Source organism: Vibrio diazotrophicus, assembly GCF_038452265.1.
Lineage (GTDB): Bacteria > Pseudomonadota > Gammaproteobacteria > Enterobacterales > Vibrionaceae > Vibrio > Vibrio diazotrophicus.
In genome coordinates this window covers 34,567-58,196 of sequence record NZ_CP151843.1, presented here as the reverse complement: position 1 = coordinate 58,196, position 23,630 = coordinate 34,567, and the positions used below count along the sequence as shown (strand labels likewise).

The window sequence follows — 23,630 nt, the reverse complement described above, 5'->3', positions numbered from 1 at the left end:
GAATTACCTAGCCTATTGTTTTGTTAGTGCACTTAAGTCGATATGCTATTAGTTACATTTAGTACTTAAGTGGTAGGACGTCGTTAGAACTGATAAGCCGCCGAAATCTTATAGCTTCTTCCAGGTTCATAATCATCCGTGGTCGCGCCACGCGCTGTTCCCAGACGTGATGCGTGAGAGACGTAAAGCTCATCAAAGATGTTTTCGATACCCACAGTTACGATTAAATCGGGGATTTGATGAGGGATCCACTGTGCGTGCATGTTGTGTACGTCGTAGTCTTGTTTGATGTCCGCGCCAGCCATCACGTTATCTTCATCAAGAACAACAATCGACGTCCAACCGAACATAGTGTCAATCGAATCTGCTTGATAACCTAAAGTAAGAGCAAAGCTATCGCCCATGTCAGCGCTTGAACCATATGAATCAGGCATTGGGCCACCATTCGTGACATCATTCGCTTCAGAGCGCGCATAAGATAGCTTGGAGCTAAACATGTCGTAAGCGTATGTCGCGCTTACCTCCAGACCTTTGATTTCCATATCACCTGCATTGCGGATGCTATAAGTACTGGTAGCGTTGTCCCAATCTGTTGAGATGTAGTCATCAATTTGCGTCTTAAATAACGTAATGTTCATGCCCAAGAAGTGATCGTTCAATTTCTTGTCGAACCTTACACCGGCTTGAGTATTCAAGCCCGTTTCCGCTTTAATATCATCCGCTAAGTACGCCACATCCTGATATCTCACAAAGGTTTCCAATAACTCAGGCCCTTTGAACAAAGAACGAGCGTTGGCAAATAAAGTCCAGTCTTTGGTTACATCCCACTCGGTTCCTAAAGACCAAGTCACATCATCAAAGCTATTGTCAGAAGTCACCGCTTTGCGCTCAAAATCGTCAAAACGCAAGCCGGCAGCGACAGACCAAGCATCTGTCACATAGAGTTTATTTTCCGCAAACAGAGCCGTAGAAATTGCCGACTCTTCCATAAATTTGGAGCCACCGTAGGCACTCTCACTGGTCTGATCGATATAATCAGCACCGTAGGTCACTTGGTTATTTAGGCTTGCGACTTGGTAATCAGATTGGAACTTTATGTTTGCACCGATATTTCTGTTGGTTGCGGTGTTTCTTGAATGACGTACCGTAGCCCAACGGCTGGTAATCACAGATTCATCACGATCAATTTCTGTTTCGCTGCTATACAGCGTAATTTTTCCTTTGTGATGTTCGGTGTCCAGTTCATAAGAGCCAGTAATAGTGTCGCGATCGTACTTCGTCGGTACGAGCTCATCACCCGTTAATGTAAGGTTGGCGCTACCAGCCATATCTGGACGAGGGCTGTAATCACCTTTGTCGCGGTACACATCATAGGAAAGCTGGAATCGATGCCCCAACGCAGGTTCGAAACCAATTTTACCCAGCACGTTGTATGTATCTCCATCCGCTCCGATGGTTTCATCACCTTTGCCATCTTCAAAGTTGTCACGCGATATTTGCTGCCCATAGATCATGGCATCAACCTTATCGCTTAATTGACCATAAACGGTCACAGACCCCTGCTGGTTTGCGTTAGACGCATAACCTGCAAATACTCGTGCACCAAATGACTCGTCATAGAGAAGCAGATCTTTGGCGTTTTTGGTTTCGAAATAAACAGCACCACCTAGCCCACCAGAGACCACTGAGTTATTACCGACTTGGATGTCCGCTGATTTGAGAATATCAGGGTTTAAAGTCAGGCTGCCAATATGGTGGAACATGTTCGCATGTTGTGAAGCGCCGTCTAAACGGATATCTAGATCACTTTCACCTAGACCACGAATATTGATACGTTGGTTTACCGAGTGTGTTCCACCAACATCGACACCGGGAATATCACGCAACAAGTCGGACATATGATCCGCTTGTTTAACCGACAGATCATCGGTCGTTAGAGATTCCGAGTTACTCGATACTTTTGTTCCCCAGACAACAACCTGTTCTTGCTGAGTCTCTTCCTGCTGGGCAAATACTCCTCCACTCAACACAGAAGTAATCGCCAAACATACCACTGACTTCTTATTCGGATACATATCCTTTAGTTCCTTTCACTTATGCATAAAATACAAATGATAATCGTTATCAATAATGTTAATATGTATACCGTAAAGTAGGAACCTGAATAGCTTATGCAAAATCGCATAACAGTTATGAGATTTGATGATGGAAACGAATGTAACTGCAAAAAGCCAACCCGGAACGAAAGTCGTTCTGACTCAGAAGATTAGAGATAGCGAACAACAAACCATAGTGACACAGCGTAAGAATTCTCCACTCTCACTAGCGCGAGGAGAATTTATCAGCCATACCTGTGAAGGCATATTTTCCCTTCACGGCGGAGCCAGCTATGAGTTACAAGACTCGCAGGTTGTTTGTACCAGTGAAGCTTCGACTATCATCACCTTGCTCATTGAAGGAAACCTGCAATTTGGTTACGACGATTTAGAGTTCACCTTAGATGCCAGTTCTGAGCCTCAAGCTCTTATCGTCAATTTGGCGCAACCTTGTAACTTCCATCGCCGCTTAGTCAAAGGAAGTTACATCGTAAAACTCAACTTAGTCATATCACCGCGATGGATATCAAACCGAATTAAAGAGGCATGCCCTGCAAGCCAGTTTGTCTCCACCCATAAAGCAGCAGCAATGGTAAATTTTACCGGCGAGATGCTTGAGGCAACAAAGAAGGTACTTTCCCTGTCTGCACCTAAAACACTCAACGATTATATTCAGCTCGAAGCCAGCAGTTTTGCATTGATTCAGATGTGTATTGAACAGCTCGCCGACAAACCCACTTCTGAATCCCCTGCTTGCTGCTCCACCTATAATGATTCCATCGGCAAAGCGATACATTACATTGAACAGCATCTATCAGAAGATATCCGGCTAGAGAAGCTGGCTCAACAGATGGCGATGAGTGTTTCAAGCTTACAAAGCAAGTTTAAACAGCAACTTGGTATGACAGTGGCAAGCTATGCTCGTGATCGCCGTTTGCATATCGCTCGAAAGCACTTGGAAAAAGGGTATTGCAGCATTACCGAGGCCGCGTATGAGGCGGGTTATCATCATCCGTCAAACTTTTCAGCGGCATTTAAGAAAGCCTTTGGTGAATCACCGCAGGCTTTTATGCAAAATAAGACAGAATAGAAGCGTGACGTTGTTAAGTGTGATACAGGCACATCAGTTTGCCTTCCATTTCTACCACCCTAAATGGTGTTTCGTAGATATTACTCAACACCTGCGCTTGGATGACTTCTTCAACACTGCCTGATGCCACCATCTCACCTTTTTTCATCGCGATAATCCGGTCGGAATAGCAGGACGCAAAGTTAATGTCATGGATAACCACAACTACCGCTTTGTCTAACTCATGCGCGAGACGCTGAATAGTCGACATGATTTGCAGTGAGTGTTTGATATCGAGGTTGTTGAGCGGCTCATCCAAGAAGACATAGTCTGTATCCTGAGCAATTACCATGGCAATAAACGCAAGTTGACGCTGACCGCCACTGAGTTCATCAAGATATTTGTGTTCAATATCAGACAAGTCCAGATACTCAATAGACTGATCAATCACTTGCTGGTCGTCTTGAGTCAGTTTGCCTTTTGAATAAGGAAAACGTCCAAACGAAACCAGTTCCCGAACAGTGAAACGCATGGTTAAGCTGTTCGCTTGGCGCAATACAGAAAGCTTTTTAGCCAATGCTTTAGTATCCCAATCCACCAGCTCTCGGTTATCTATCCAGACCTCACCAGCATCACGATTGATTAACCGGCTTGCCATCGATAGCAGCGTACTTTTCCCTGCACCATTAGGGCCAATAATTGAGGTAACTTTCCCTTTCTCAAATTGAGTGCTCGCAGCGTTGACTACCGTTTGTTGACCAAACATTTTGGTCAGATTTTTCAATTTGATCATTGCTAAACCACTTTGTTACGAATTAAGAGTGAAAGGAAATAGATACCGCCAATAAAGTTAATGATGACACTTAAGGTGGTACTGAAATGGAACACTTTCTCGACCATCCATTGCCCCGCTAACAGCGCAGCAACCGACATTGCAGAACAGGCCAGAAGCAGAACTCGGTGCTGATAAGATTTAAACCACTCACGAGTCAGGTTGGTTACCAGCAAACCAAAAAACATGATGGGGCCAACCAGAGCTGTAGAAATCGAAATCAAGAAAGCACTTAACAAGAGAACATTGCGCGTCATTTTACGCACATCTACACCAAGGCTGATGGCGTTGTCTTTATCGAGCCAAAACACATCCAAAGTCCGGTTCATACTAAACAGCGCAACCGATGCCAGCAGAAGTAACGGTGTTGCAAAGTACACCAGATCAACATTCACATTGTTGAAACTGGCGAACATAGTGACTTGCAAAGAGGCAAAATCGTTCGGGTCCATCAACATAATGAAAAATGAAGCGATGTTAGAAAAAAGCTGTCCAAAAATGACGCCCAATAGCAGCAACATCATCAGGCTCTGATTCTCTTTACGGAAATAGAAAGCAAACAGCAAACTGGAAAAAAGCAGCATCACTGACACAGACAATGAAAAATTCAAATACGCATTCAAAATAAAGCTACTTAAGCCGCCAAATGCAACCACAATGCAGGTTTGAGTCAGCAAATAGAGGGAATCAAAACCCATAATGCTTGGCGTTAATATGCGGTTGTGGGTAATGGTCTGGAATGCTAGCGAGGACTGAGCAATCGCAATACCAGCTATCACTATCGCCAACACTTTGGGTACTCGGCGCGAAAGAAAATACTGGTAATTGTCAGCGGTTAAACCCAAACCAATAAACAATCCAATAAATACCATCGACACTAAAATCAATAAGGCTAATTTAATTCTATCCTGCATGACGCATACCTTTTGTAATCAGCAGAATAAACGCGATGCCACCTAACATACTGATGATCATAGAAATCGGGACTTCATAGGGGAAAATAATCACTCGGCCAGCTAAATCGCACAGCAACACCAGAAGCGCACCGAAAGCGGCGGTGCGCGGAATGTTTGCCCGAAGATTATCGCCATAGAAATGGCTCACCACGTTCGGCACAATTAGCCCAAGAAACGGAAGCTCTCCCACAATCATGACAACACTGGCAGACAACACCGACACCAGACAAACCCCGATCACCAGCACTTGGTTGTAGTTCAAACCAAGGTTTACAGCGAAGTCTTTGCCCATACCGACCGCCGAAATACGCGCCGCATATAAATAACTAAACACCGCAATCGGAATAGCGATGTAAAGCAGTTCAAAGTCTCCTTGCAGAATGTTGGCAAAGTTCGCCACTTTCCATGCAGAGAGATTTTGGACTGCATCGTATTTGTAGGCGACAAAGGTGGCAGTTGAATCCACGACATTGCCAAATACGATACCGATTAAGGGAACAAAAATGGCGTTCTTGAACTGAATGCTCTGGATAAACCAGACGAAAACTAACGTACCGAACATAGCCACAGAGAAAATGAGCCACAGTTGAGAACCATCGCCAAAAAAGACCAAGCTCAACACATACCCCAGCATGGCGCACTCTATAGTTCCCGATGTGGAAGGCGCAGCAAAACGGTTTTGACTCACCTGTTGCATGATCAAACCGGCGATACTCAGACCCGCGCCCGCCAATAGAATAGCGAGTAAACGAGGTAAGCGGCTCGTCCATAGTAACTGCCATGACATAGGATCATGATTGAGAAGAGAAGTGAGAGAGAGGTTACCGACGCCCACAAACAGTGATGCAACGCTAACCAACATTAAAGAAAGCAATAACCTTTTCAAAGTTAACCTCAGCTATGAGGCATGCTCCCATAACCATATTAAGGTAAAGAAGCCGCCTCTCTTATAGTTTAAAAATGACGCTGAGTCAGACTAAAGACCAACAGATTTTTCCATATCAGAGATCATCTGCTCCGTGGCTTTCACACCAGCAATAGACAGATACCATGCATTCAAATCAAGAAATGCAATGCTGTTGTTTTTGTACGCTTGAGTCGTTTTGATTAGGTCGTTGTAAAACTCTTTACTTCCCGTATCATCATTTGGATTGGTCAGCTTGTTACGGTCGATAACCAGCAACACTTTCGGGTCATTTTCACGGATAAACTCGAATGAAACCAAGTCGCCGTGGCTGCTATTCTTTTTGGTCGGTACCGTCTCAGCAAAGCCAAAATCCTGATAAATAGAAGAAAAACGCGAATCAACACCAAACGCCGTAATGTTGCCACCGTTAGTCATTACCGTCATCGCATCCAAATTGTGGTTTTGGTTGTAGGCACGTACCGCTTGGAACTTCTTATCAAGTTGGTCAATTTTTTCATCTACTTTGTTTTCGATGTCGAACACTTTACCTAGGTTTTTCCATTGCTCCTGAGTGCTTTGCCAGTAGCCTTTGTTAGCATCCACGGCAAACACAATCGTTGGTGCTATTTTGGTTAGCTCGCCATAACTCTTTGCTGCACGAGGGCCAATCAGAATCAGATCTGGTTTAAGTGTGTAGATTTTTTCAAAATCCGGTTCAAACAGTGAACCCGCAGCGCCATATTTTTCTGCTTTGTATTTTTCCAAGTAGTTAGGAATTTGTGGCACTTTAGAGATCGCAATCGGCTCAATACCAAACGTGTCTACGGCATCCAATACGCCCAACCACTCGTTGAGGATTCTGCTCCAGCGTGGTTTTACCCATGCTGTGTTCAACAGTTACTGATTCGGCGTGTGCCGTCATAGATAGGAGAATGCCAACAGTAGCCAAACTGATACGCTTTTTCATTCGGGTTCCTTTTTTAATTGCGAAGATTATTGATAATCATTTTTATTTACACCGAACTATAACGTTCAAAAGATTGATTGGCAACTGTAATCACAGAGGCAAAAAGGACGTGAAATGAGCTTTAGAAAAGCTTCAAATAAGTAGCTATGGATAGGGTTCCATGAAGGCTTGCCTTATCATAACCCTTTGAAAATTAGGAATTAAATTTGGTAGGTTTGACAATAATTACCCAAAACATGGGTAATGGTTTGAGGCGCTACGCTCTCCCAACCGGGTTCATTTGCCAGAGGCTCTGACGCTAGAATGATATCTTCGCCTTGTTTCTTTACGAATACCGTTGGTGGTTGCTGATCCGAGCTATAGCGAACCAACCAGAATTGCTCGCCATCTGAGACACAAATAGAAGCTTTAAAAGGTTCGGTTACCCCTTTTTTAGCCATCGTTTGCTCAATGTCGTAGATAGTTTTACGAATGGCTGCCACAGGCTGTTCAAACAAGCCATTCATAATCATCAGCAAAAAGATTAACTCACTGTCGGTACTGCCGTGCTGCTTGATATAGATTTCTTCCGGCAACATGTGCTCTAACGAGTATTTCACTTTGGCAAATTCGCCAATCTGTCCGTTATGCAAAAACATCCAATTATCGATGATAAATGGGTGACAGTTGCTACGTGAAACGCGACTCCCCGTAGACGAACGCACATGAGCCATAAAGCGGTGTGAACGAATATGATGCGCAAGAGAGCGCAAGTTCTCATCGCCCCATGCAGGCAACACTTCATGAAACTGCCCCGGTGTAGAACGCTCGGTATACCAGCCTAATCCAAACCCGTCAGCATTGACTCGGGTAACCGTTTTTCGAGCTTCAATACTTTGATGAACAAGAGAGTGTTCAGGGTGAAAAATAAGCTCATCTAAATAGATAGGGCTTCCCTGATACGCGAGCCAACGGCACATAAAACACGCAATCCTATAACGACAAAAACGCTAATTAACCACGAATTTTGTAAGGCTGCAATGATCACATATAGGACAAAAGTGCTTGCTGTATATAGCTTGTGAGAGGATTTGAGTTTGCATTCTGCGCTCTACAGAAGTTTTGAGCGCAGAATATAAAAACCACAATATTAGTGCAGTTTAAATTGAGCCATTTCGCTATTTAATTCGGTTACACGATCCCGAATTTGCAGCGATGTTTTATTCGCATTCTGGCTGATGGAATCCACATCTTTCATCGAAGTCGACACGTTCTGCATATGTTCAGTAATCAAACGGGTTGCTTCAGATTGCTGATTAGCCGCAGCCGCTAACTGTAACATTTGTTCATTCAGAGCAGAAATTTGATCGGTAGAATTAACCAGCTTGATCACCGCTTCTTCAATGTGTTCTGAACCTTGTTCTGCCATCTCCTGACTGCGTTGAATTTCTTTCACTACAGACCCAGTCGCACTCTGAATTGCATTAACAATGCTATTGATTTCGGTGGTTGACTTAGTCGTGCGAGAGGCCAACATACGAACCTCATCAGCAACCACAGCAAAACCTCTGCCCGCATCACCGGCTCTCGCCGCTTCAATCGCTGCGTTAAGCGCCAGTAAGTTGGTCTGCTCTGCTAATCCTTCAATCACTTCGGTGACTTTACCAATCGCTTGGCTTTCCAGATTCAACTTCGCGACTAGCTCGCTGGTGACTTCAATCGTTTTGTGCAAAGAAGCCATGGTCGCTTTGTTTTGCTCAAGGGACTCACGTCCTAAAGTTAACTCGTGTTGACTGTCCGACAGGGTTTCTACCGAACGCTGCGCCTGATCAAGAGTATGTTGCGTTGACTGAGCGACATCTTCCAGCTCCGTCTCCATTTGCTCGATACTCTGTTCCTGATTTTTCACTTGGCTAAGCGTTTGCTGGCTGGATGTGAGTAACGCCTGCATACTGTCATTCACCTGCCCCGCTTTATCTGTCACACCTTTGACGATATCGGATAGAGCGCGATTCATGCTGTTGATTGAAACGGTTAATGCTGACAGCTCATCGCTTCCCTTCACTTCCAATGGTTGTTGAGAAACATCGCCAGAAGCAATCAGCTGTGCTCGTTTTGAAATTTGCGCCACACGGCGGCCAATGCTGCGTCCCATGTAGGTCGAAACCACCAGAGATGCAATCACCACCAAGATCAGCGCCACCACCAGAATCGTCAGAACCTGGTGAACCGATTGATTAATACCTTCACCGCTTTTATCTGCTTTGCTTTGCTGAGCCGCGACCACCGCTTCCAAACTGATATCCAACTGTTCAGCGGCAGGCACCAGAACATTCGCCATCTCTTGATTAACTAGGTTCCAATCTGGCGACTGACGAAGCGCAATGGTTTGGTCGGCAAGCGGAAAATACAACTGCTGCATCTCTTTAAACAGTTCCCATAGTGACTTGTCATCTTCGTTCAACAAATCGATCTTGCTTTCTATCTCACTCACTGACTGCTTATGGGCTTTGATAAAATCTTGATACTTTGTCAGATAGTCAGGGTCGCCGTACAATAGAAAATCACGCATGGCAGAGAGCGCATTTGCCAGCGAGTTATAGCTGTCGGCATAGACTTTAAACAGACGCTTGCGCTCTTCACCCTCTTTGTTTGAAGATTCCGCATTGAGCAGCCCTTGAATCTGATCCAATGCAACTTCAGCAATTGGCGCCGCTTCACTGGTGAACAGATTATGCGCAGGCAAATTCTCAGGTGTATGAGTCATCTCGACGATTTTGTTTACCGAGGCTTTCACTTCATTCCAATGCGCAACTACATTCTGGTAGTCCTGCTGTTGAATGAGCGTTTCTAATACTGGCAGCGATTCATCTGTCTGAGAAATTATCGTATTGATTTTAGTCTTGAGGTTTTCACCCGTCTGCTCATCACTGCCCAATAGCATATAGGCGCGAACAGTAGAAAGTGTTGCCTGAATAGATTGCTGAATCGCTCGCGAGGTATCGACGGTTGGCAAATCAGACTGAAGAAGTGAATTGGTATGAGTCTCTAATACTGAGACATTTCGGTAGGTTACGACCGCAGAAACCGTAAATAATACGGCTAAAAGTAAAAAACTTAACTGCAACTTCCCCGAAATCGTTAGCTTCATCCTTGAGCTCCTGTACAACTTTTTTGAGACTATAACGTTAATTAAAGGTTAACGGTATTCACAAATAAAACTTGAGGAGCGTTTGGGTAGTGTTTGTACAATTTACGTATGATATCCGTTATTTTGACTGAAAATGGCGTCGTTGCTGAACCTATGCGCCCAATGAATACATCAAAAGTGACGGCGCAAGCACACAAACCACAAACGCGGGATGGGTTAAAGCAGAATAACGGAAATGAATCAGCAATGGGGCAGCTACAAACAGAGTGATCAACACAGGGATGGTATCAACATCAATCACAAAGTGAATTATCACCAAAAGCAGCGCAAGACTCAGTATGGACAGGTAAGGCACAAGTACTTTTTTACCTAAAAGAAGCATGAAGAAGAACGTCGCCAAAAAAGAGAACATCATGAAAACCTCAATTAATAATAATTATCATTTAGATTTAAATAATATGTTGAGTCTTGCGGTAAATCAAGCAGCAAAACGGATTTTACTTGTCTCGTTTGATTGACTAAAAAGAGCGATAGAAAAATCGATAACAAGTTCATTCAAAAAGAAAGCACGATCAAAAAGAGCAGCGATTTGTCGCTGCTCTTAATGTTTCAAACTCGTATTTAAAACTTTGCTTTTGCTAAAGCTTCACTGTCCGTATCGGTTATTTCGCTGACAATGCCTGACCTGAAAACTTCACACCAGCCCAGCCAAAACGGATGAAATTACGGATATTTTGATGGTCATCGTTATCTGGATTTTCTAGTACATCTTTACGATAGAAATCACCAAAGCACGCCAGTGTTTGTTCCACTGACAGCTGTTGCAACTGCGCAAAAGCAAAAATTTTGCACGAACCGTTATTTTGATTCTCAGCATTGACTGTTTCGCCATTAACGAATGCGGTTGGCGTGAATTCAAAATTCTCGTCAATGGTTGCGATGACTTCCTGAAACTCTACTTGCTCTGGCTGTAGGGTTAACTTTTCAATTAGGGCTGCAATTTCCATATGTATCGTTCTATCCAGTTAAAAGTGGTATCTAGTTAAAGTTCTGTCTAGTAAAAAACAAAAAGGCAGTCTAATGAAAAACTGCCTTGATGCAAACCCGCTTAATCCATAACGGCTGTTTAAACACTACCAGTCTACCGCTTCCCACCCATTAGGAGGCGCAAGCCCCCAGCGCTTAAATTCTTCTGCGCTGTAAATTTCCATGCCTTGATGACCGGCTTGAATTGGGAAAGTGCTGGCGTCTAAACCTTTCTCTAAGATCTCACGCGCTATATTGCCCGCTTGTATGCCTTGAGATCTACCATCCAATATCACACCACCCGCTGCTTTGCCTTTACCTATCGAGAAATCCCAGAAACCGAATAAAGGCACTTCGCTGTTTTTGGATGTCCAATCTAGCAGTGCTTCGGACGGGACACTCTCGCCATTACTATCAACAAGAGTTTGAAATAGCCCAACTACAATCGCACTTACTTCATTGCGTTTAGCGTTCAATACTGCATCGCGCCACTCGCTTTCTGTCGAAAAGGTTTGTACCTGTGTATCAATGCTCAAATTCTGCTTAATCAGCGCCGTTTGATTCTCTATGGTTCGTACTGCGATTTTTGAAGTATTGCCCGAATCAAACATCACCAGCACCTTAGGATTCGTCTTAGGGCTGTCTAATACTTCGCCGACACCGGCCATGGTTTTCGTATAAAAAGGACGCTCCAAAATACCCGTGACTCCAGCTTTTCCGGAATACTTGGTCAACAGTTCTCTGGGATTTGAGTTAATGCCCAAAAACACAATAGGAATGGGTTCCTGATACAACTTCGGCAACATATAACTCAATGCATTATCATCACCGATAACCACTAGGTCCGGTTTCAATTCTAGATAAGCTTGATGAGCCAACTCCGCTCTCTGTTCATATTCCCGACTTGGAATACGTTTGGTATCCATTTCAAAAAAAGTCAGTTGATGATCGGAAGCTAAGCTTTCATTCAGCCCTTGCCTGTATCCAGCATCCCAGCCAAATCCCGCATGATAGCTTTCTATCACCAAAATGTTGGCAGCCATTACTGGTGACGATAACAAGCAGATAAACAGTGCAATTCGAAACATAGTTAACGCCTTCATATCTTATTATTTTTTAAGTTTAGACGAACTTCGCCAATTACCAGAGTCAGACCTTCTATACTGGGATCATCCTTTAGTTAAAAACTCAAAATAAAACTACTGCAACTTTAGGTAGATCGGACTTCAAGTAGAAAGGGAATGCTTAATGAATAAGAGCCGGCAATTCATCGAAAGTGACAACAACCCGTTTTATAGCCGTATTGGCCGAAGAATTATCATTATTTTAGTTTTGCTCAGCGGTGCCGTAACACTGGTTGCGACTTTGGCACAAACCTACTTTGACTACAAAAGCGAATTTAATGATGTCGACCAACGCCATCATGAGATTGAAGTTATCCACTCCGAACTCCTTTCCGCTTCCTTATGGGATTACGATTTGGTGCTGCTGCAACATCGCCTGGATAGCCTAGTTGAGCTGCCTAAATTGAATTACCTGAGAATAGAATCAGGCAAATACAAATTTGAAGCGGGAACACCCGTTGTCGATAGTGTGGTAACCAGCACCTACCCTTTGAAGCACATCAATCCTGATAGTGGTCAAATGCAGCAACTGGGCACAATTTACATCGAATCTAGTGCGCAAGAAATTTATAACGACCTCATCAAGCAGTTCATCATCACGCTGCTAGTGAATGCGGCTAAAACCTTGTTTGTCTGTGCTGTGATACTTATGGTCTTCCATGAAAGCATCAACCGCCGAATTTTTGCTGTTGCCCATTATTTGCGTAAATATAACCCTCGTCATCCAGCAGAAAAGCTATCACTGGAACACAAAAAATGGATCATGGAAAAAGACGATGAGCTGGATTGGCTGGCCGAAGAGACCAACGCCATCACCAGTAATGTCACAACCCTTTATCGCAATATTAAATTCGAGCAAGAACGCTTTGCTGATTTTACCCAGGTGTCTTCAGACTGGTTGTGGGAAACCAATATGGAAGGGTATCTGACTTATATCTCTGAACCTATGCGTGAGATGCTCGAAATTGATGAGTTTACCCGCCCTACGTTCGCTCAAATCCCTTGGTTTGTTGATGTCACAGAGCTGCTTCGCGCTTTAGAAACCAAGCAAGATTTTTCCAAGTGTGAACAACACCTAAAGATTGACGGCTATGACATCTACATGATGTTTCAGGGCATAGCTCGTTACGAGAATGACAAGTTTATCGGTTATCGTGGTACCACCATCAACATTACTCAGCTCAAATCAACTCAGTTAGAGTTACAGACGCTGAACTTTAACTTGGAGAAAACCGTAGACGAACGAACTAGCGACTTGAAACAAAGCATGGAACACCTTCAACGCACACAAGATCAATTGATCGAGTCTGAAAAACTGGCGGCTTTGGGTGGCCTTGTCGCAGGCGTCGCACATGAAGTAAACACACCGCTAGGGATTGCAGTGACTGCCACCTCTGTGATTCAGGAAGTGAAAAATGAATTAAACTCAGCATTCGCCTCGCAAACCCTGACCAGCACTCAGTTTAGCGAACTAATGCAGCGTCTCGCAGACAGCAGTAGCTTATTAGAAAGTAATCTGAATCGTGCCGCCAAGTTAGTCCGAGACTTCAAACAAACCGCCGTGGATCAAGTATCTGAGCAACGCAGCCAGTTCCGTATTCATCAGGTTATTGAGGCTCTGATTGCCAGTCTGCATTCAGAAACGAGGAAAATACCGGTTGAGCCTCAAATTCAAGGTAATGAGCAGTTGATGATGACCAGCCTGCCCGGCGTGATGACTCAGATTCTGACTAACCTGATCATGAATAGCCTGAACCACGCCTTTAAAGACGTTTCGCAACCAAGCATTGTTATTCATTTCTACGAACAGGATGACAACATCGTTTTGGAGTATCGGGACAACGGCTGTGGTGTTGCCCCTGAGTTGCATCAGAAGATTTTTGAACCTTTCTTCACAACTAAACGGGGCGTGGGCGGCTCGGGACTGGGGTTAAACTTGGTCTTTAACCTGTTGAAGAAGAAGCTTAAGGGCGATCTTCAGTTTGAATCTGACATTGGGCAAGGTGTGCACTATACCTTTACCATGCCCAAAGTCCTGATTCAGGAAGCGAAAGATTAATCTGGCCAGGTCGATCTTATTTCTACGAATGCATCCCAGTTATCGAGGAGAAGATCGACCAGTTTAGGTTCAAAATGCTGGCCTCTTTGCGCCAGCAACTCGCGCTTAATCTCTTCATCTGACCACGCTTCTTTGTAAACACGCTTAGCACCTAGCGCGTCAAACACATCCGCCAACGCGGTAATGCGGCCACAAATCGGAATGTTTTCGCCTTTAAGCTTGTTAGGGTACCCTTCACCATTCCATTTCTCATGGTGAGTTGCGGCAATTTCCTTCGCCACAACCATCAATGGCCGTTTCGATTTACTCAGAATATCAACACCGTATTCGACATGCTTTTGCATTTCAGCCCATTCTTCAGCATTCAGTTTTCCGGGCTTATGCAAGATGCTATCAGGAATAGCCACTTTGCCAACATCATGTAAAGGAGAAGCACTGCGGATAAGCGTAGCTTCTGACTCGGATAAACCATACAAAAGCGCGAGTTTTTCACAGAACAGAGAGACCCTTTGTACATGTGCTCCTGTTTCTTTGCTGCGTGCTTCTACTGCGTTTGCCAAGTTGTATACCAACTCTTTAGATGTCTCTTTGAGATCTTCCATAAGGTTAATTTTTTCGAAGGTTAACCCTATGTTGTACATATAAATTTGCAGCAGCTGTTTATCCAGTTCTGACAGTTCTTCATTCAGGTTCACATAGAGGAGGTTATCGGCGCCCCGCTCATCGTGAAGATAACAAATATAAGCTTTACCGAAATCTTCAGACTGCTTGGTTTCAAGCACTTTTCGACAACGTTTAACGACATCTTCAGGTAACACTTCAAACGCACAATCCTGATAGCAGTCAACATACTCACCTGTCGCCGCTAGCGTAAACGGGCGGGCTTCTTCCCCTTCGCTACGAGGTTTGACAATGCAGTAGAAAGCCGAGGCATTAAGTTTCAGCAAAGAGGTCATTTGACTCAAAACAGAGGATGCGTAGGTTTTAAGGGTTGTGGTGTTTTGTACCTTGGCCGATGCTTCAATCACGCGGCTAAGCCCTTGCTTTTGTTCTTCAATCAGACACAAGTCTCGATAAGATCTGAGCATAGAGTAAAGCAGCGTACGTAGCTTCTGCGTAGTCAGTTCGGTTTTCTCTTTGTAGTCATCAATCTCATATTCTTGAATGACTTTATCTTCCGGTGCCTGACCAGCCTGCCCCGTCCTTAATACCAGACGAGTCATTTTATTGTTGAGATGTTCGCGGATGTAACGAACTAATTCGAGGCCTGCGTGTTCACTTTCCATCACCACGTCGATCAAAGCTAAAGCCACATCGTCACGGTCTTCCATGACTTTACGCGCTTCGTCGCCAGATAAAGCTGAAATCAATTCAAGTGGGCGATCCTGAAATAAGAAACCGCTAAGTGCCAACTTGGTGACTTGATGCATTTCTTGGTCATCATCCACCAATAAAACTTTCCACGTTTTAACAACCAGTTGGGGTTCTTTTATCTCAGACACCGAGCTGCCACGCATGTCAGCAAATAAATCCATTTACAGCCTCATTATAGTTATCTCTAAATGCAACTTTAGCGTAGCACATTCCATATAGTCGCAATGTTACCTATGGCACTTTTTTTGCTGAACATTATTCAGCTTTAGCCTCTACTTTTTACCGTACAACTGTAGAAATGCATGTGAATGCACAGCAAATATTTTACTGTCATCTAAAATAATAAATTCAGTCAGTTGAACCACTCCATTTGTAAGGGAATACAATGAAGAAACTGTTAAAACTCTTTCCTTTGTACTTAGTTGTAACCGTCATAGCCGGTGTCCCAATACTCATAGCGTTGACATTAGCCGTGTCAAATATTCTCGATTTAAATAAACGCGTAAATATTGCTGAGCATGATCAAGAGACTGTCCAACTCATACTCTTATACGATAATCTCGCTCACAATTTGGCAGTCGAACGTGGATTAACCGCGGGCGTTTTAGGCTCAAAAGGCCAGGGTGCCCAAGTTGAAGCGTTAAATAAGCAACGCATTCAATCTGATACTCACGTTAAAGCCCTGCAAAGCTTCACCCCGACTTACATTGCAAAAGCCTTCGCTGACAAAATTAAATCCGACATAAACACCCAGCTTCAATCTTTGGCCGAAGTTCGAAAGCAGGTGGATGCACTTCAGCCTAAAATCTCTCCTTTTGCTTATTATTCGAATCTTAACCAGCTCGCAATTGATAATGCACGAGTGCTACTGGGAACGATTGATGATGCCAACGTATCAGAGCTCGGTAGCTCACTGATTTCGGTAGTCATAATGAAAGAACGAGCAGGACAAGTTCGTGGGGCGCTGAACGGAGCGTTTGCCAGTCAAAAATCAAATGCGGCTCAATACACTGCAATTAGTGACTACATCTCTTCGGGTAAATACGCTGAACGCTCGGCTTTACTAACAATGCCTTCTGAGTTTATTCAACAACTCAGCGATGCCAAGAACTCGCCCATTTGGAAAAATGTAGAGCAAATTCAACAAAGCTATCTGAATCAGGCTAGTCAACTGGATAGCTTACAAGGACCTAAACCAACGGAGTGGTTTGGTGCTGCGACAGAGCGAATTGGTTTGATAAACCAATTAAGAAACACCATCCAAGGTCAGATGATGACAATATCAAGTCAGCAATCAACACAGGCCAAAACCAACGAAACCATTATTATTGCCTTGAGTATTATCATTGGGTTTATTTTAGTATTCGGACTCTATACTTCGGTACACACTCTAAGAAGTCGTGTGGGAAGCTTGACTAAGAAACTGGCGCTTATGTCTAGCAACAGAGACTTGAGTGTATCGCTGGCATCAGACGGACAAGATGAAATTTCGCATATATCTCAAAGTGTGAATGGCTTAACCACCAGCATTCGTAATCTATTAAGCGACGTTACCGATGCCAACGATCATAGTGCTGAACGCCTGAAACTTATCATTCAGAGCTCTCAAGATCTTTCTCAAAGCAGTCAGGCAACCACAGCCAAATGTGACAACATTGCAGCGGCTATGACTGAGTTGTCTCAATCGAGCGTTGAAATTGCACAATCGTCAGAGCGTGCACTTGATGAAACCAATACGATGACTCAGAAAGTCATCACTTGCCAAAACCAAAGCCAATCTTCGTTTAAGGCGGTAGAAGCTTTGGTTGAGCAAATTGAACAAACTCAGATCTGTATGCAAAGCCTAGAAAAAGACGCGATGAGCGTGAGTAAGATAGTCGACACCATCAGCAGTATTTCTGAGCAAACAAACCTGCTCGCGCTTAACGCCGCTATCGAAGCAGCAAGAGCTGGAGAACATGGCCGAGGTTTTGCGGTTGTTTCTTCAGAAGTTCGAGATTTGGCGCAACGAAGCAAAGAAGCCACCGAACACATTAGTCAGTTGTTGAGTAACATGTCGAGCAACACCAACACGGCAGTGAGCTTTATGGAAAAGAGCCGTCAGGCGACTCATTCGACTTTCGAATCAGTGTCGACAGTGAACACAAGTGTTGCTGAATTAGAAAGCGTCATTGAGGAAGTGAACACTCACATCACGAGTATTGCCAATTCGACAGTTGAGCAATCGAAGGCAAGTGAAGATGTTGACCGAGATGTCGATGTGTTGGCAGAAATTGCGCAAAACACGGGTGCACTTGCGACGCAGTTAAACGACATAGTAAGCAGCTACAACAAAGAAGCAGACTCCGTGAAACAGCAACTCGCCGAGTTCAAACTCACATAGCAACATTTGGTTTAAACGGATTTTGTTTAAACTGATTTAGCTTAACCGGATATAAAAAAGAGTCATCCTAGGATGACTCTTTTTCGTAAACTTCAAATTAAAATGGCACTTCTATATGCATCATTAGGTCGACTTCGTAGTCTTCATGCCAACGATAATCCATTCGCATACGCGGTTCGCCTTTTTTCTTACTGCCGAAACCTAAGCTCAACAATAAACCATGGCTTTTTAACCACTCTTCCGTAGACATCTCGGCCTGCTCTTCTAAGAGCTTTGGAGGCATCCATACACCGACACCGATGTAACTGTGGGCAATCTTATGGGTAAACAACGGTTCATCTTCTCGCTCGAATCCCCACTGTCCCCAGTAGTCACTAATGATTTCTTTATCGTTAAAGAAATCTAATTCAAAGAGTTTGTCAGAAGCATACTCCAACCCGTTCATGAACGAGATACAAAGTACACGACTGTCTGATAGCTCTATCGTTTCAAAAGGCTCGTGCGATGGATCTTTATACACAAAGGATTCGCATGCACTTGCCAAATTTGAAACCAATAGCAACAAAATACATGTAGCAAAGGATTTCATTAAACAGCTGCTCCGACCTCTTGGAGCGCTGATTTTCTAATAGACTTTTAAGCGCTTCAATAACCCTTCAACACTTGGGGTCGTTAAACCGCTAATTTCAGCGTTATCTGACAGCCGACGTCTTATCTCAGTACTACGAACAGGTATTCTTTCCGGACAAACCATGATCGACCAACGCTGCAAAATCTCGGAGGATTTGTAGAATTTGTCGAAGTTGAGCAAATTATCAGGACCAATCACAAACGTGATGTCAGCTTGCGGAAAAATTTCTTCAACTTTTGTTAAAACTGCATAAGTTGTTACGCTGTTACCCGGCGTAAGCAACTCCTGTTCAATGTTACACAGCGTCAATTTGCTTGAACCAATATCCTTGATGAAGGCTTCTATCAGTTGGCAACGGATATCGTAATCCAACATTTCCTTGCCCCAGGCATGGGAAATACTTGGTACCAGTAAAATGCGGTCAAAGTGATCCAAAGAATCAATGACACTCTTGTGTCCCAAACTCGGTGGATTAAATGCACTGCCAAACACAGCAATTTTTTCCATCTTCACCTCTACTAAGAATGAAATCTCTATTCTCGGTTTTCTAATTGCATGATTGAGGTATGATACTACGAAAGTTTGTTAATGCTTGCAGGAAAAGGAAACCCAATGGAACAAATGATTCGAGATGAGATGCGAGTACTTCCTAGCATCGATCCAGAGTTCGAAATCGAACGTCGTGTCGCTTTTCTAAAACGTAAACTACTAGAGTCTGGCTGCAAATCTCTGGTACTTGGTATCAGTGGTGGTATCGACTCTACAACTTGCGGACGTTTGGCTCAGCTTGCTGTTGAAGCGCTGAATAAAGAAAGCAACTCGAATGATTACCAGTTTATCGCTGTGCGTTTGCCATACGGCGTACAAAAAGACGAAGACGAAGCACAATTGGCTTTATCTTTTATCAAACCAACGCACTCTGTTTCAGTAAACATTAAAGCTGGCGTAGACGGCTTGCATGCAGCTTCTCATGAAGCTTTAGCACATACAGGTCTGCTTCCGGCTAACGCAGAGAAGCTTGATTTTGTAAAAGGTAACGTAAAAGCACGTGCTCGCATGGTGGCTCAATATGAAATCGCAGGCTACGTCGGCGGCTTAGTATTAGGTACTGATCATTCCGCAGAAAACATCACTGGTTTCTACACCAAGTTTGGTGACGGTGCATGCGACCTAGCACCTCTGTTTGGTTTGAGTAAACGCCAAGTTCGTCAAGTGGCAGCGGCTCTTGGTGCACCTGATTTACTGGTTCACAAAACACCTACCGCGGATCTGGAAGAGCTTGCGCCACAAAAAGCGGATGAAGATGCACTGAATCTGACTTACGACCAAATCGATGATTTCTTGGAAGGCAAACCCGTTTCTAAAGAAGCTTCTGAGCGTTTGGTGGCCATTTATAAAGCGACTCAACATAAGCGTCAGCCTATCCCAACGATTTACGACTAACAGCTTGCTCAATAATTGTGCAAAAAGCCAAGCAGACCGCTTGGCTTTTTTACATCCGCAGAGAGATTACAATACATTCCAATAACACTTCATTTATCTATTCATCACTTCTATGGCTAATAATGTGCTCCAAATCAGATTCATATAATTCAAATACTTGAGCACACTTTTCTGTGAACGGCACTCCATACTTTAATTACATTTAGTTACACAATGTAGGCATTCATAAGTCAAATTTAGAGAGCGCCGATATGTTATATGTCGAATTTATGTTCCTGTTGCTGATGTTATACATCGGTTCACGTTATGGCGGTATAGGATTAGGGGTTGTATCCGGTATCGGTCTGGTTATTGAAGTCTTCGTCTTCAAAATGCCACCGACTTCACCACCCATCACCGTTATGCTTATCATTTTGGCTGTGGTTACCTGTGCTTCGATTCTTGAAGCAGCAGGCGGTCTCAAATACATGCTCCAAGTGGCCGAACGTCTACTGCGTAAAAACCCTAAACGTGTCACCTTGATTGCACCGTTTGTGACTTACACAATGACCTTCATGTTAGGTACGGGTCATGCGGTGTATTCCATCATGCCAATTATCGGCGATGTGGCACTAAAAAATGGTATCCGTCCTGAACGCCCTATGGCAGCGGCATCTGTTGCTTCTCAAATTGCGATTACGGCATCGCCAATTTCAGCGGCAGTGGTGTATTACCTTGCACAACTTTCGGACATTAACCACAGCATCACCCTCGTTTCGGTTCTAATGGTCACTGTGCCTGCTACATTATTCGGCACGCTTCTGATGTCTCTGTACAGCCTAAAACGTGGTAAAGAGCTTGAGAACGACCCTGATTATCAAGAACGCTTAGCTGATCCGGTATGGCGCGACAAGATTCTCAACACAACCGCAACCTCTCTAGATGAAACGCTACCAACCGCTGCTCGTAACTCTGTATTGCTGTTTATCCTTTCACTGTTGGTTATTGTGTTGATTGCGATGGTTCCAGAAATCAGAACCATTACCGAAGGTGCAAAACCGATCAGCATGGCGGTTGTGATTCAAATGATGATGCTCTGCTTCGGCGGTATCATTCTACTGGCAACCAAAACGGACCCTCGTGGCGTGCCTAATGGCGTGGTGTTTAAATCCGGTATGGTTGCGGCAATCGCAATCTTTGGTATTGCATGGATGTCTGACACTTATTTCCAATACGCAATGCCTCAATTTAAGTCCGGTATTGTGGAGATGGTAACCAACTATCCATGGACATTTGCGCTAGCGCTATTCATCGTGTCCGTAGTGGTGAACTCTCAAGCAGCGGTTGCACGTATGATGCTACCTGTAGGTTTAGGTCTGGGATTAGAGCCTGCACTACTGATTGGTTTGATGCCAGCATTATACGGTTACTTCTTTATTCCGAACTATCCATCAGACATCGCAACAGTGAACTTCGATAGTACAGGTACAACGAAAATCGGTAAGTGGTATTTCAACCACTCATTCATGTCAGTTGGTTTAATAGGTGTTATCAGTGCAAGCTGTTTGGGCTATGTACTAGGCAAAATGATTATCGGTTAAACGATATAAAATGCGTAATCAAAGGCATGGGGTCAAACTCATGCCTTTTTATTTATGCGCTCCAAGCCCTTATTGATTAAGCCTTTGCCGCATTTAGCTACAGCTTTTCATTTGTCTCATCTTTGAAACAACTTTATTCCAAAAGACCGTTAACTCCTCCTCTTTATTCACATATAGTGATAACTCAATCAATATCGAATCTAGCTAGCAGTTACCTAATTTCGTCATGGACAATACCGCTCTGAGTGAAACGTCACCAATACCTTCTCGGCAACATCTATTAGACCGGTTAAGTGTCTTTACACCTGTACTTATTATTTTCGCGATCGTTTTTACTTTGTCTGCGATCAAAAACATCTATGACACCAGCGCGCATGCGATGTCGTTAGGCTCTAACGCGATTGCTACTTTGGAAAACTATATAGATAACACCACCAGCGAACTGGCTGAATTGAATCACCATGTCAGTAACACTTGCAGCGTCGAGGATACGCAGCGATTACGTCAGTATGTTTTTCAGTCTCCCAAGGCAAAAGAAGTGTCTTTATTTGATGCAGAAGGTCAGGTGTATTGTTCAAGTAATGAGGGAAAAACTCACTTTGACGTTGGGGAAGCCGCAATAAAACAGATCAACCAAACGCCAACCCTTACGACTATCGCACTGTCTGAATCTCGCAGTCATGATAAAGCGATTTTCATTTATTCTGCGAATGAAGATCTAAGCGGGATCAACGCGTTATTGCCGCCGAACCTTTTTTTAGAACTCATTACACCGAAATTTGAACAGCAATATTACGACTATCAGGTAAACATCCTGCAACATTCGCTTGAGCACAAAACCGGGTCGGAGAATCAAGCATACCGTTCCTATGACTTCAAATCTGAACGTTACCCTATTTCACTGACTCTCCATCTCACACCACACTCTTACTTCACGAATTTTGGGCAACACATATGGCGAGTCATATTGCTTGCGAGCGCCATTGCGGTTCTCTATCAGGCTATCCGTAACTATAAACTGACACGTAACAGCCTCGCCTTCTCGCTTAAAGAGGCGATTAACAACCACGAGTTAGAGCTGAATTTTCAGCCCATCATCGATATCCACGAACCGAAAATTGTCGGTAGTGAAGCGCTGATCCGTTGGAACAATCCCGATCATGGCGCTATTTCACCAACCATTTTTATACCGCTGGCAGAACGGATTCAGGTCATCGAGCAGATCACCCATCAGGTGTTCAAACTTGTCACGGAATTTGTCAACTTGAACCCTCATCTGGTTCAGAACCAATACATCAGTATCAATGTCAGTCGCACACTGATCATCAAAGCCAAATTCGTCGATTACCTCGAAAAATACGCCAAGAAAAACCCTGATATTCTTCCTCTGTTACTACTCGAAATCACCGAGGATAACGATTTTTCACCTGAAGAATTGGAGTTCGTGAGAAAGAACCTTGGTCGTCTCAAACAGCTTGGATTCAAGATCGCCATGGACGATTTTGGCACAGGTTACTCAGGCTTAAACTTCATTCATCAACACGCCTTCGATATCATCAAAATTGATCAGGTGTTCATTAAGAGCCTTTCTCAAAACTCAGCCATCGATTCCGTCATCACTTCGATGATCAAGCTGGCAAAGCAGCTCAAAATGCGAGTTATCGCGGAAGGCGTAGAAACTCATGAACAAGTCGAGCACTTGAGAGGACTAGGGGTACGTTATATCCAAGGCTTCTATTATTCAAAGCCACTCCCTGCTGAAGATTATCTGCTGAAGCTTACAGCGCAAATGGACAGCTACTGACATAATTCCCCCCGCTTCCCCGATATTTAGCGGTCTATTGATATTTTTCGCGACTTGTCGTGGAAGAAAATGTCAACTCGTTCGGTCTATATCAACTCACCATACATTTAGGTGCGACAAATTTTTGTTGGCACCTATAATTGTTTTACACGGATAACATTTAATGCTCTGAAATTATTATAGATTTCAAAGTTAATCAGCTTTTGGGATAACCACTCTAAAGGAAAGACGTCGCAGTGAAGGTTGCGC

18 protein-coding genes and 1 pseudogene are annotated in these 23,630 nt (G+C 43.8%); 6 read left to right on the top strand and 13 right to left on the bottom strand.

Features of this window, described 5'->3' with window-relative positions; translation table 11 throughout:
- Positions 1-83: 83 nt before the first annotated feature.
- Entirely contained in the window at positions 84-2,075 is a 1,992-nt protein-coding gene (locus AAGA51_RS15610; protein WP_042479836.1) for a TonB-dependent siderophore receptor, read from the bottom strand.
- 127 nt (positions 2,076-2,202) lie between these two features.
- On the opposite strand from AAGA51_RS15610, the gene AAGA51_RS15605 reads away from it, so the two are divergent.
- A complete protein-coding gene (locus AAGA51_RS15605) occupies positions 2,203-3,186 on the top strand; it encodes a helix-turn-helix domain-containing protein (RefSeq protein ID WP_052404537.1) in 984 nt (327 codons plus the stop codon).
- A 13-nt stretch (positions 3,187-3,199) separates the two neighbouring features.
- Here the strand turns inward: AAGA51_RS15605 and vctC are convergent, their stop codons facing one another.
- From vctC to AAGA51_RS15560, 9 genes and pseudogenes are all read right to left on the bottom strand, one after another.
- On the bottom strand, positions 3,200-3,958 hold the full coding sequence (gene vctC / locus AAGA51_RS15600; protein WP_042479834.1) for an iron chelate ABC transporter ATP-binding protein VctC: 759 nt from the start codon (positions 3,956-3,958) through the stop codon (positions 3,200-3,202).
- Positions 3,959-3,960: 2 nt separating this feature from the next.
- Positions 3,961-4,911: an iron chelate uptake ABC transporter permease subunit VctG gene (gene vctG, locus AAGA51_RS15595; protein WP_042479832.1), complete on the bottom strand. Its 951-nt coding sequence runs from the start codon at positions 4,909-4,911 to the stop codon at positions 3,961-3,963.
- The gene (gene vctD, locus AAGA51_RS15590; protein ID WP_102968677.1) at positions 4,901-5,839 is read right to left on the bottom strand and encodes an iron chelate uptake ABC transporter permease subunit VctD; all 939 of its coding nucleotides are present in this window, start codon (positions 5,837-5,839) and stop codon (positions 4,901-4,903) included. Before vctD ends, vctG begins: the two co-directional genes overlap by 11 nt.
- A 90-nt stretch (positions 5,840-5,929) precedes the next feature.
- A pseudogene (locus AAGA51_RS15585) lies at positions 5,930-6,827 on the bottom strand (siderophore ABC transporter substrate-binding protein).
- 200 nt (positions 6,828-7,027) lie between these two features.
- A complete protein-coding gene (locus AAGA51_RS15580) occupies positions 7,028-7,786 on the bottom strand; it encodes a class II glutamine amidotransferase (RefSeq protein WP_042479825.1) in 759 nt (252 codons plus the stop codon).
- 170 nt (positions 7,787-7,956) lie between these two features.
- Positions 7,957-9,957 (bottom strand): HAMP domain-containing methyl-accepting chemotaxis protein, encoded by a 2,001-nt coding sequence (locus AAGA51_RS15575; RefSeq protein ID WP_042479823.1) that lies wholly within the window; start codon positions 9,955-9,957, stop codon positions 7,957-7,959.
- 151 nt (positions 9,958-10,108) lie between these two features.
- Positions 10,109-10,372, bottom strand: a complete 264-nt coding sequence (locus tag AAGA51_RS15570) for a hypothetical protein (RefSeq protein ID WP_052404536.1) — start codon at positions 10,370-10,372, stop codon at positions 10,109-10,111.
- Between the two features lie 247 nt (positions 10,373-10,619).
- Positions 10,620-10,964 carry a HopJ type III effector protein gene (locus AAGA51_RS15565; protein WP_042479821.1) on the bottom strand — a complete coding sequence of 115 codons (345 nt, stop codon included), beginning with the start codon at positions 10,962-10,964 and terminating at the stop codon, positions 10,620-10,622.
- A gap of 126 nt (positions 10,965-11,090) precedes the next feature.
- Positions 11,091-12,071: an ABC transporter substrate-binding protein gene (locus AAGA51_RS15560; protein WP_042479819.1), complete on the bottom strand. Its 981-nt coding sequence runs from the start codon at positions 12,069-12,071 to the stop codon at positions 11,091-11,093.
- 160 nt (positions 12,072-12,231) lie between these two features.
- On the opposite strand from AAGA51_RS15560, the gene AAGA51_RS15555 reads away from it, so the two are divergent.
- Positions 12,232-14,166: a PAS domain-containing sensor histidine kinase gene (locus AAGA51_RS15555; RefSeq protein ID WP_042479817.1), complete on the top strand. Its 1,935-nt coding sequence runs from the start codon at positions 12,232-12,234 to the stop codon at positions 14,164-14,166.
- On the opposite strand, the gene AAGA51_RS15550 is transcribed toward AAGA51_RS15555, so the two are convergent.
- Positions 14,163-15,701, bottom strand: coding sequence for a DUF3369 domain-containing protein (locus tag AAGA51_RS15550; RefSeq protein WP_042479814.1), 1,539 nt, complete (start codon positions 15,699-15,701; stop codon positions 14,163-14,165). The genes AAGA51_RS15555 and AAGA51_RS15550 overlap by 4 nt on opposite strands.
- Before the next feature lie 224 nt (positions 15,702-15,925).
- Between AAGA51_RS15550 and AAGA51_RS15545 the strand changes: the two genes are divergently transcribed.
- Positions 15,926-17,923 carry a methyl-accepting chemotaxis protein gene (locus tag AAGA51_RS15545; RefSeq protein WP_042479813.1) on the top strand — a complete coding sequence of 666 codons (1,998 nt, stop codon included), beginning with the start codon at positions 15,926-15,928 and terminating at the stop codon, positions 17,921-17,923.
- A gap of 97 nt (positions 17,924-18,020) precedes the next feature.
- On the opposite strand, the gene AAGA51_RS15540 is transcribed toward AAGA51_RS15545, so the two are convergent.
- Positions 18,021-18,443 (bottom strand): hypothetical protein, encoded by a 423-nt coding sequence (locus tag AAGA51_RS15540; RefSeq protein WP_146029327.1) that lies wholly within the window; start codon positions 18,441-18,443, stop codon positions 18,021-18,023.
- Positions 18,444-18,548: 105 nt separating this feature from the next.
- Positions 18,549-19,061, bottom strand: coding sequence for a nicotinate-nicotinamide nucleotide adenylyltransferase (locus AAGA51_RS15535; RefSeq protein ID WP_042479807.1), 513 nt, complete (start codon positions 19,059-19,061; stop codon positions 18,549-18,551).
- Between the two features lie 105 nt (positions 19,062-19,166).
- Here AAGA51_RS15535 and nadE point away from each other — a divergent pair, with 105 nt between their 5' ends.
- The 3 genes from nadE (at position 19,167) to AAGA51_RS15520 (ending at position 23,381) form a co-directional block, all read left to right on the top strand.
- Positions 19,167-19,997: an ammonia-dependent NAD(+) synthetase gene (gene nadE / locus AAGA51_RS15530; protein ID WP_042479805.1), complete on the top strand. Its 831-nt coding sequence runs from the start codon at positions 19,167-19,169 to the stop codon at positions 19,995-19,997.
- 251 nt (positions 19,998-20,248) lie between these two features.
- Positions 20,249-21,577, top strand: a complete 1,329-nt coding sequence (locus AAGA51_RS15525) for an anaerobic C4-dicarboxylate transporter (RefSeq protein WP_042479802.1) — start codon at positions 20,249-20,251, stop codon at positions 21,575-21,577.
- A 226-nt stretch (positions 21,578-21,803) separates the two neighbouring features.
- Entirely contained in the window at positions 21,804-23,381 is a 1,578-nt protein-coding gene (locus AAGA51_RS15520; protein ID WP_042479801.1) for an EAL domain-containing protein, read from the top strand.
- Positions 23,382-23,630 lie beyond the last annotated feature (249 nt).

Coding starts and splice junctions, on each gene's coding strand:
- AAGA51_RS15610 (WP_042479836.1), bottom strand. CDS start 2,075: ATGTATCCGAATAAGAAGTCAGTGGTATGTTTGGCGATTACTTCTGTG.
- AAGA51_RS15605 (WP_052404537.1), top strand. CDS start 2,203: ATGATGGAAACGAATGTAACTGCAAAAAGCCAACCCGGAACGAAAGTC.
- vctC (WP_042479834.1), bottom strand. CDS start 3,958: ATGATCAAATTGAAAAATCTGACCAAAATGTTTGGTCAACAAACGGTA.
- vctG (WP_042479832.1), bottom strand. CDS start 4,911: ATGCAGGATAGAATTAAATTAGCCTTATTGATTTTAGTGTCGATGGTA.
- AAGA51_RS15580 (WP_042479825.1), bottom strand. CDS start 7,786: ATGTGCCGTTGGCTCGCGTATCAGGGAAGCCCTATCTATTTAGATGAG.
- AAGA51_RS15575 (WP_042479823.1), bottom strand. CDS start 9,957: ATGAAGCTAACGATTTCGGGGAAGTTGCAGTTAAGTTTTTTACTTTTA.
- AAGA51_RS15570 (WP_052404536.1), bottom strand. CDS start 10,372: ATGATGTTCTCTTTTTTGGCGACGTTCTTCTTCATGCTTCTTTTAGGT.
- AAGA51_RS15565 (WP_042479821.1), bottom strand. CDS start 10,964: ATGGAAATTGCAGCCCTAATTGAAAAGTTAACCCTACAGCCAGAGCAA.
- AAGA51_RS15560 (WP_042479819.1), bottom strand. CDS start 12,071: ATGTTTCGAATTGCACTGTTTATCTGCTTGTTATCGTCACCAGTAATG.
- AAGA51_RS15555 (WP_042479817.1), top strand. CDS start 12,232: ATGAATAAGAGCCGGCAATTCATCGAAAGTGACAACAACCCGTTTTAT.
- AAGA51_RS15550 (WP_042479814.1), bottom strand. CDS start 15,701: ATGGATTTATTTGCTGACATGCGTGGCAGCTCGGTGTCTGAGATAAAA.
- AAGA51_RS15545 (WP_042479813.1), top strand. CDS start 15,926: ATGAAGAAACTGTTAAAACTCTTTCCTTTGTACTTAGTTGTAACCGTC.
- AAGA51_RS15535 (WP_042479807.1), bottom strand. CDS start 19,061: ATGGAAAAAATTGCTGTGTTTGGCAGTGCATTTAATCCACCGAGTTTG.
- nadE (WP_042479805.1), top strand. CDS start 19,167: ATGGAACAAATGATTCGAGATGAGATGCGAGTACTTCCTAGCATCGAT.
- AAGA51_RS15525 (WP_042479802.1), top strand. CDS start 20,249: ATGTTATATGTCGAATTTATGTTCCTGTTGCTGATGTTATACATCGGT.
- AAGA51_RS15520 (WP_042479801.1), top strand. CDS start 21,804: ATGGACAATACCGCTCTGAGTGAAACGTCACCAATACCTTCTCGGCAA.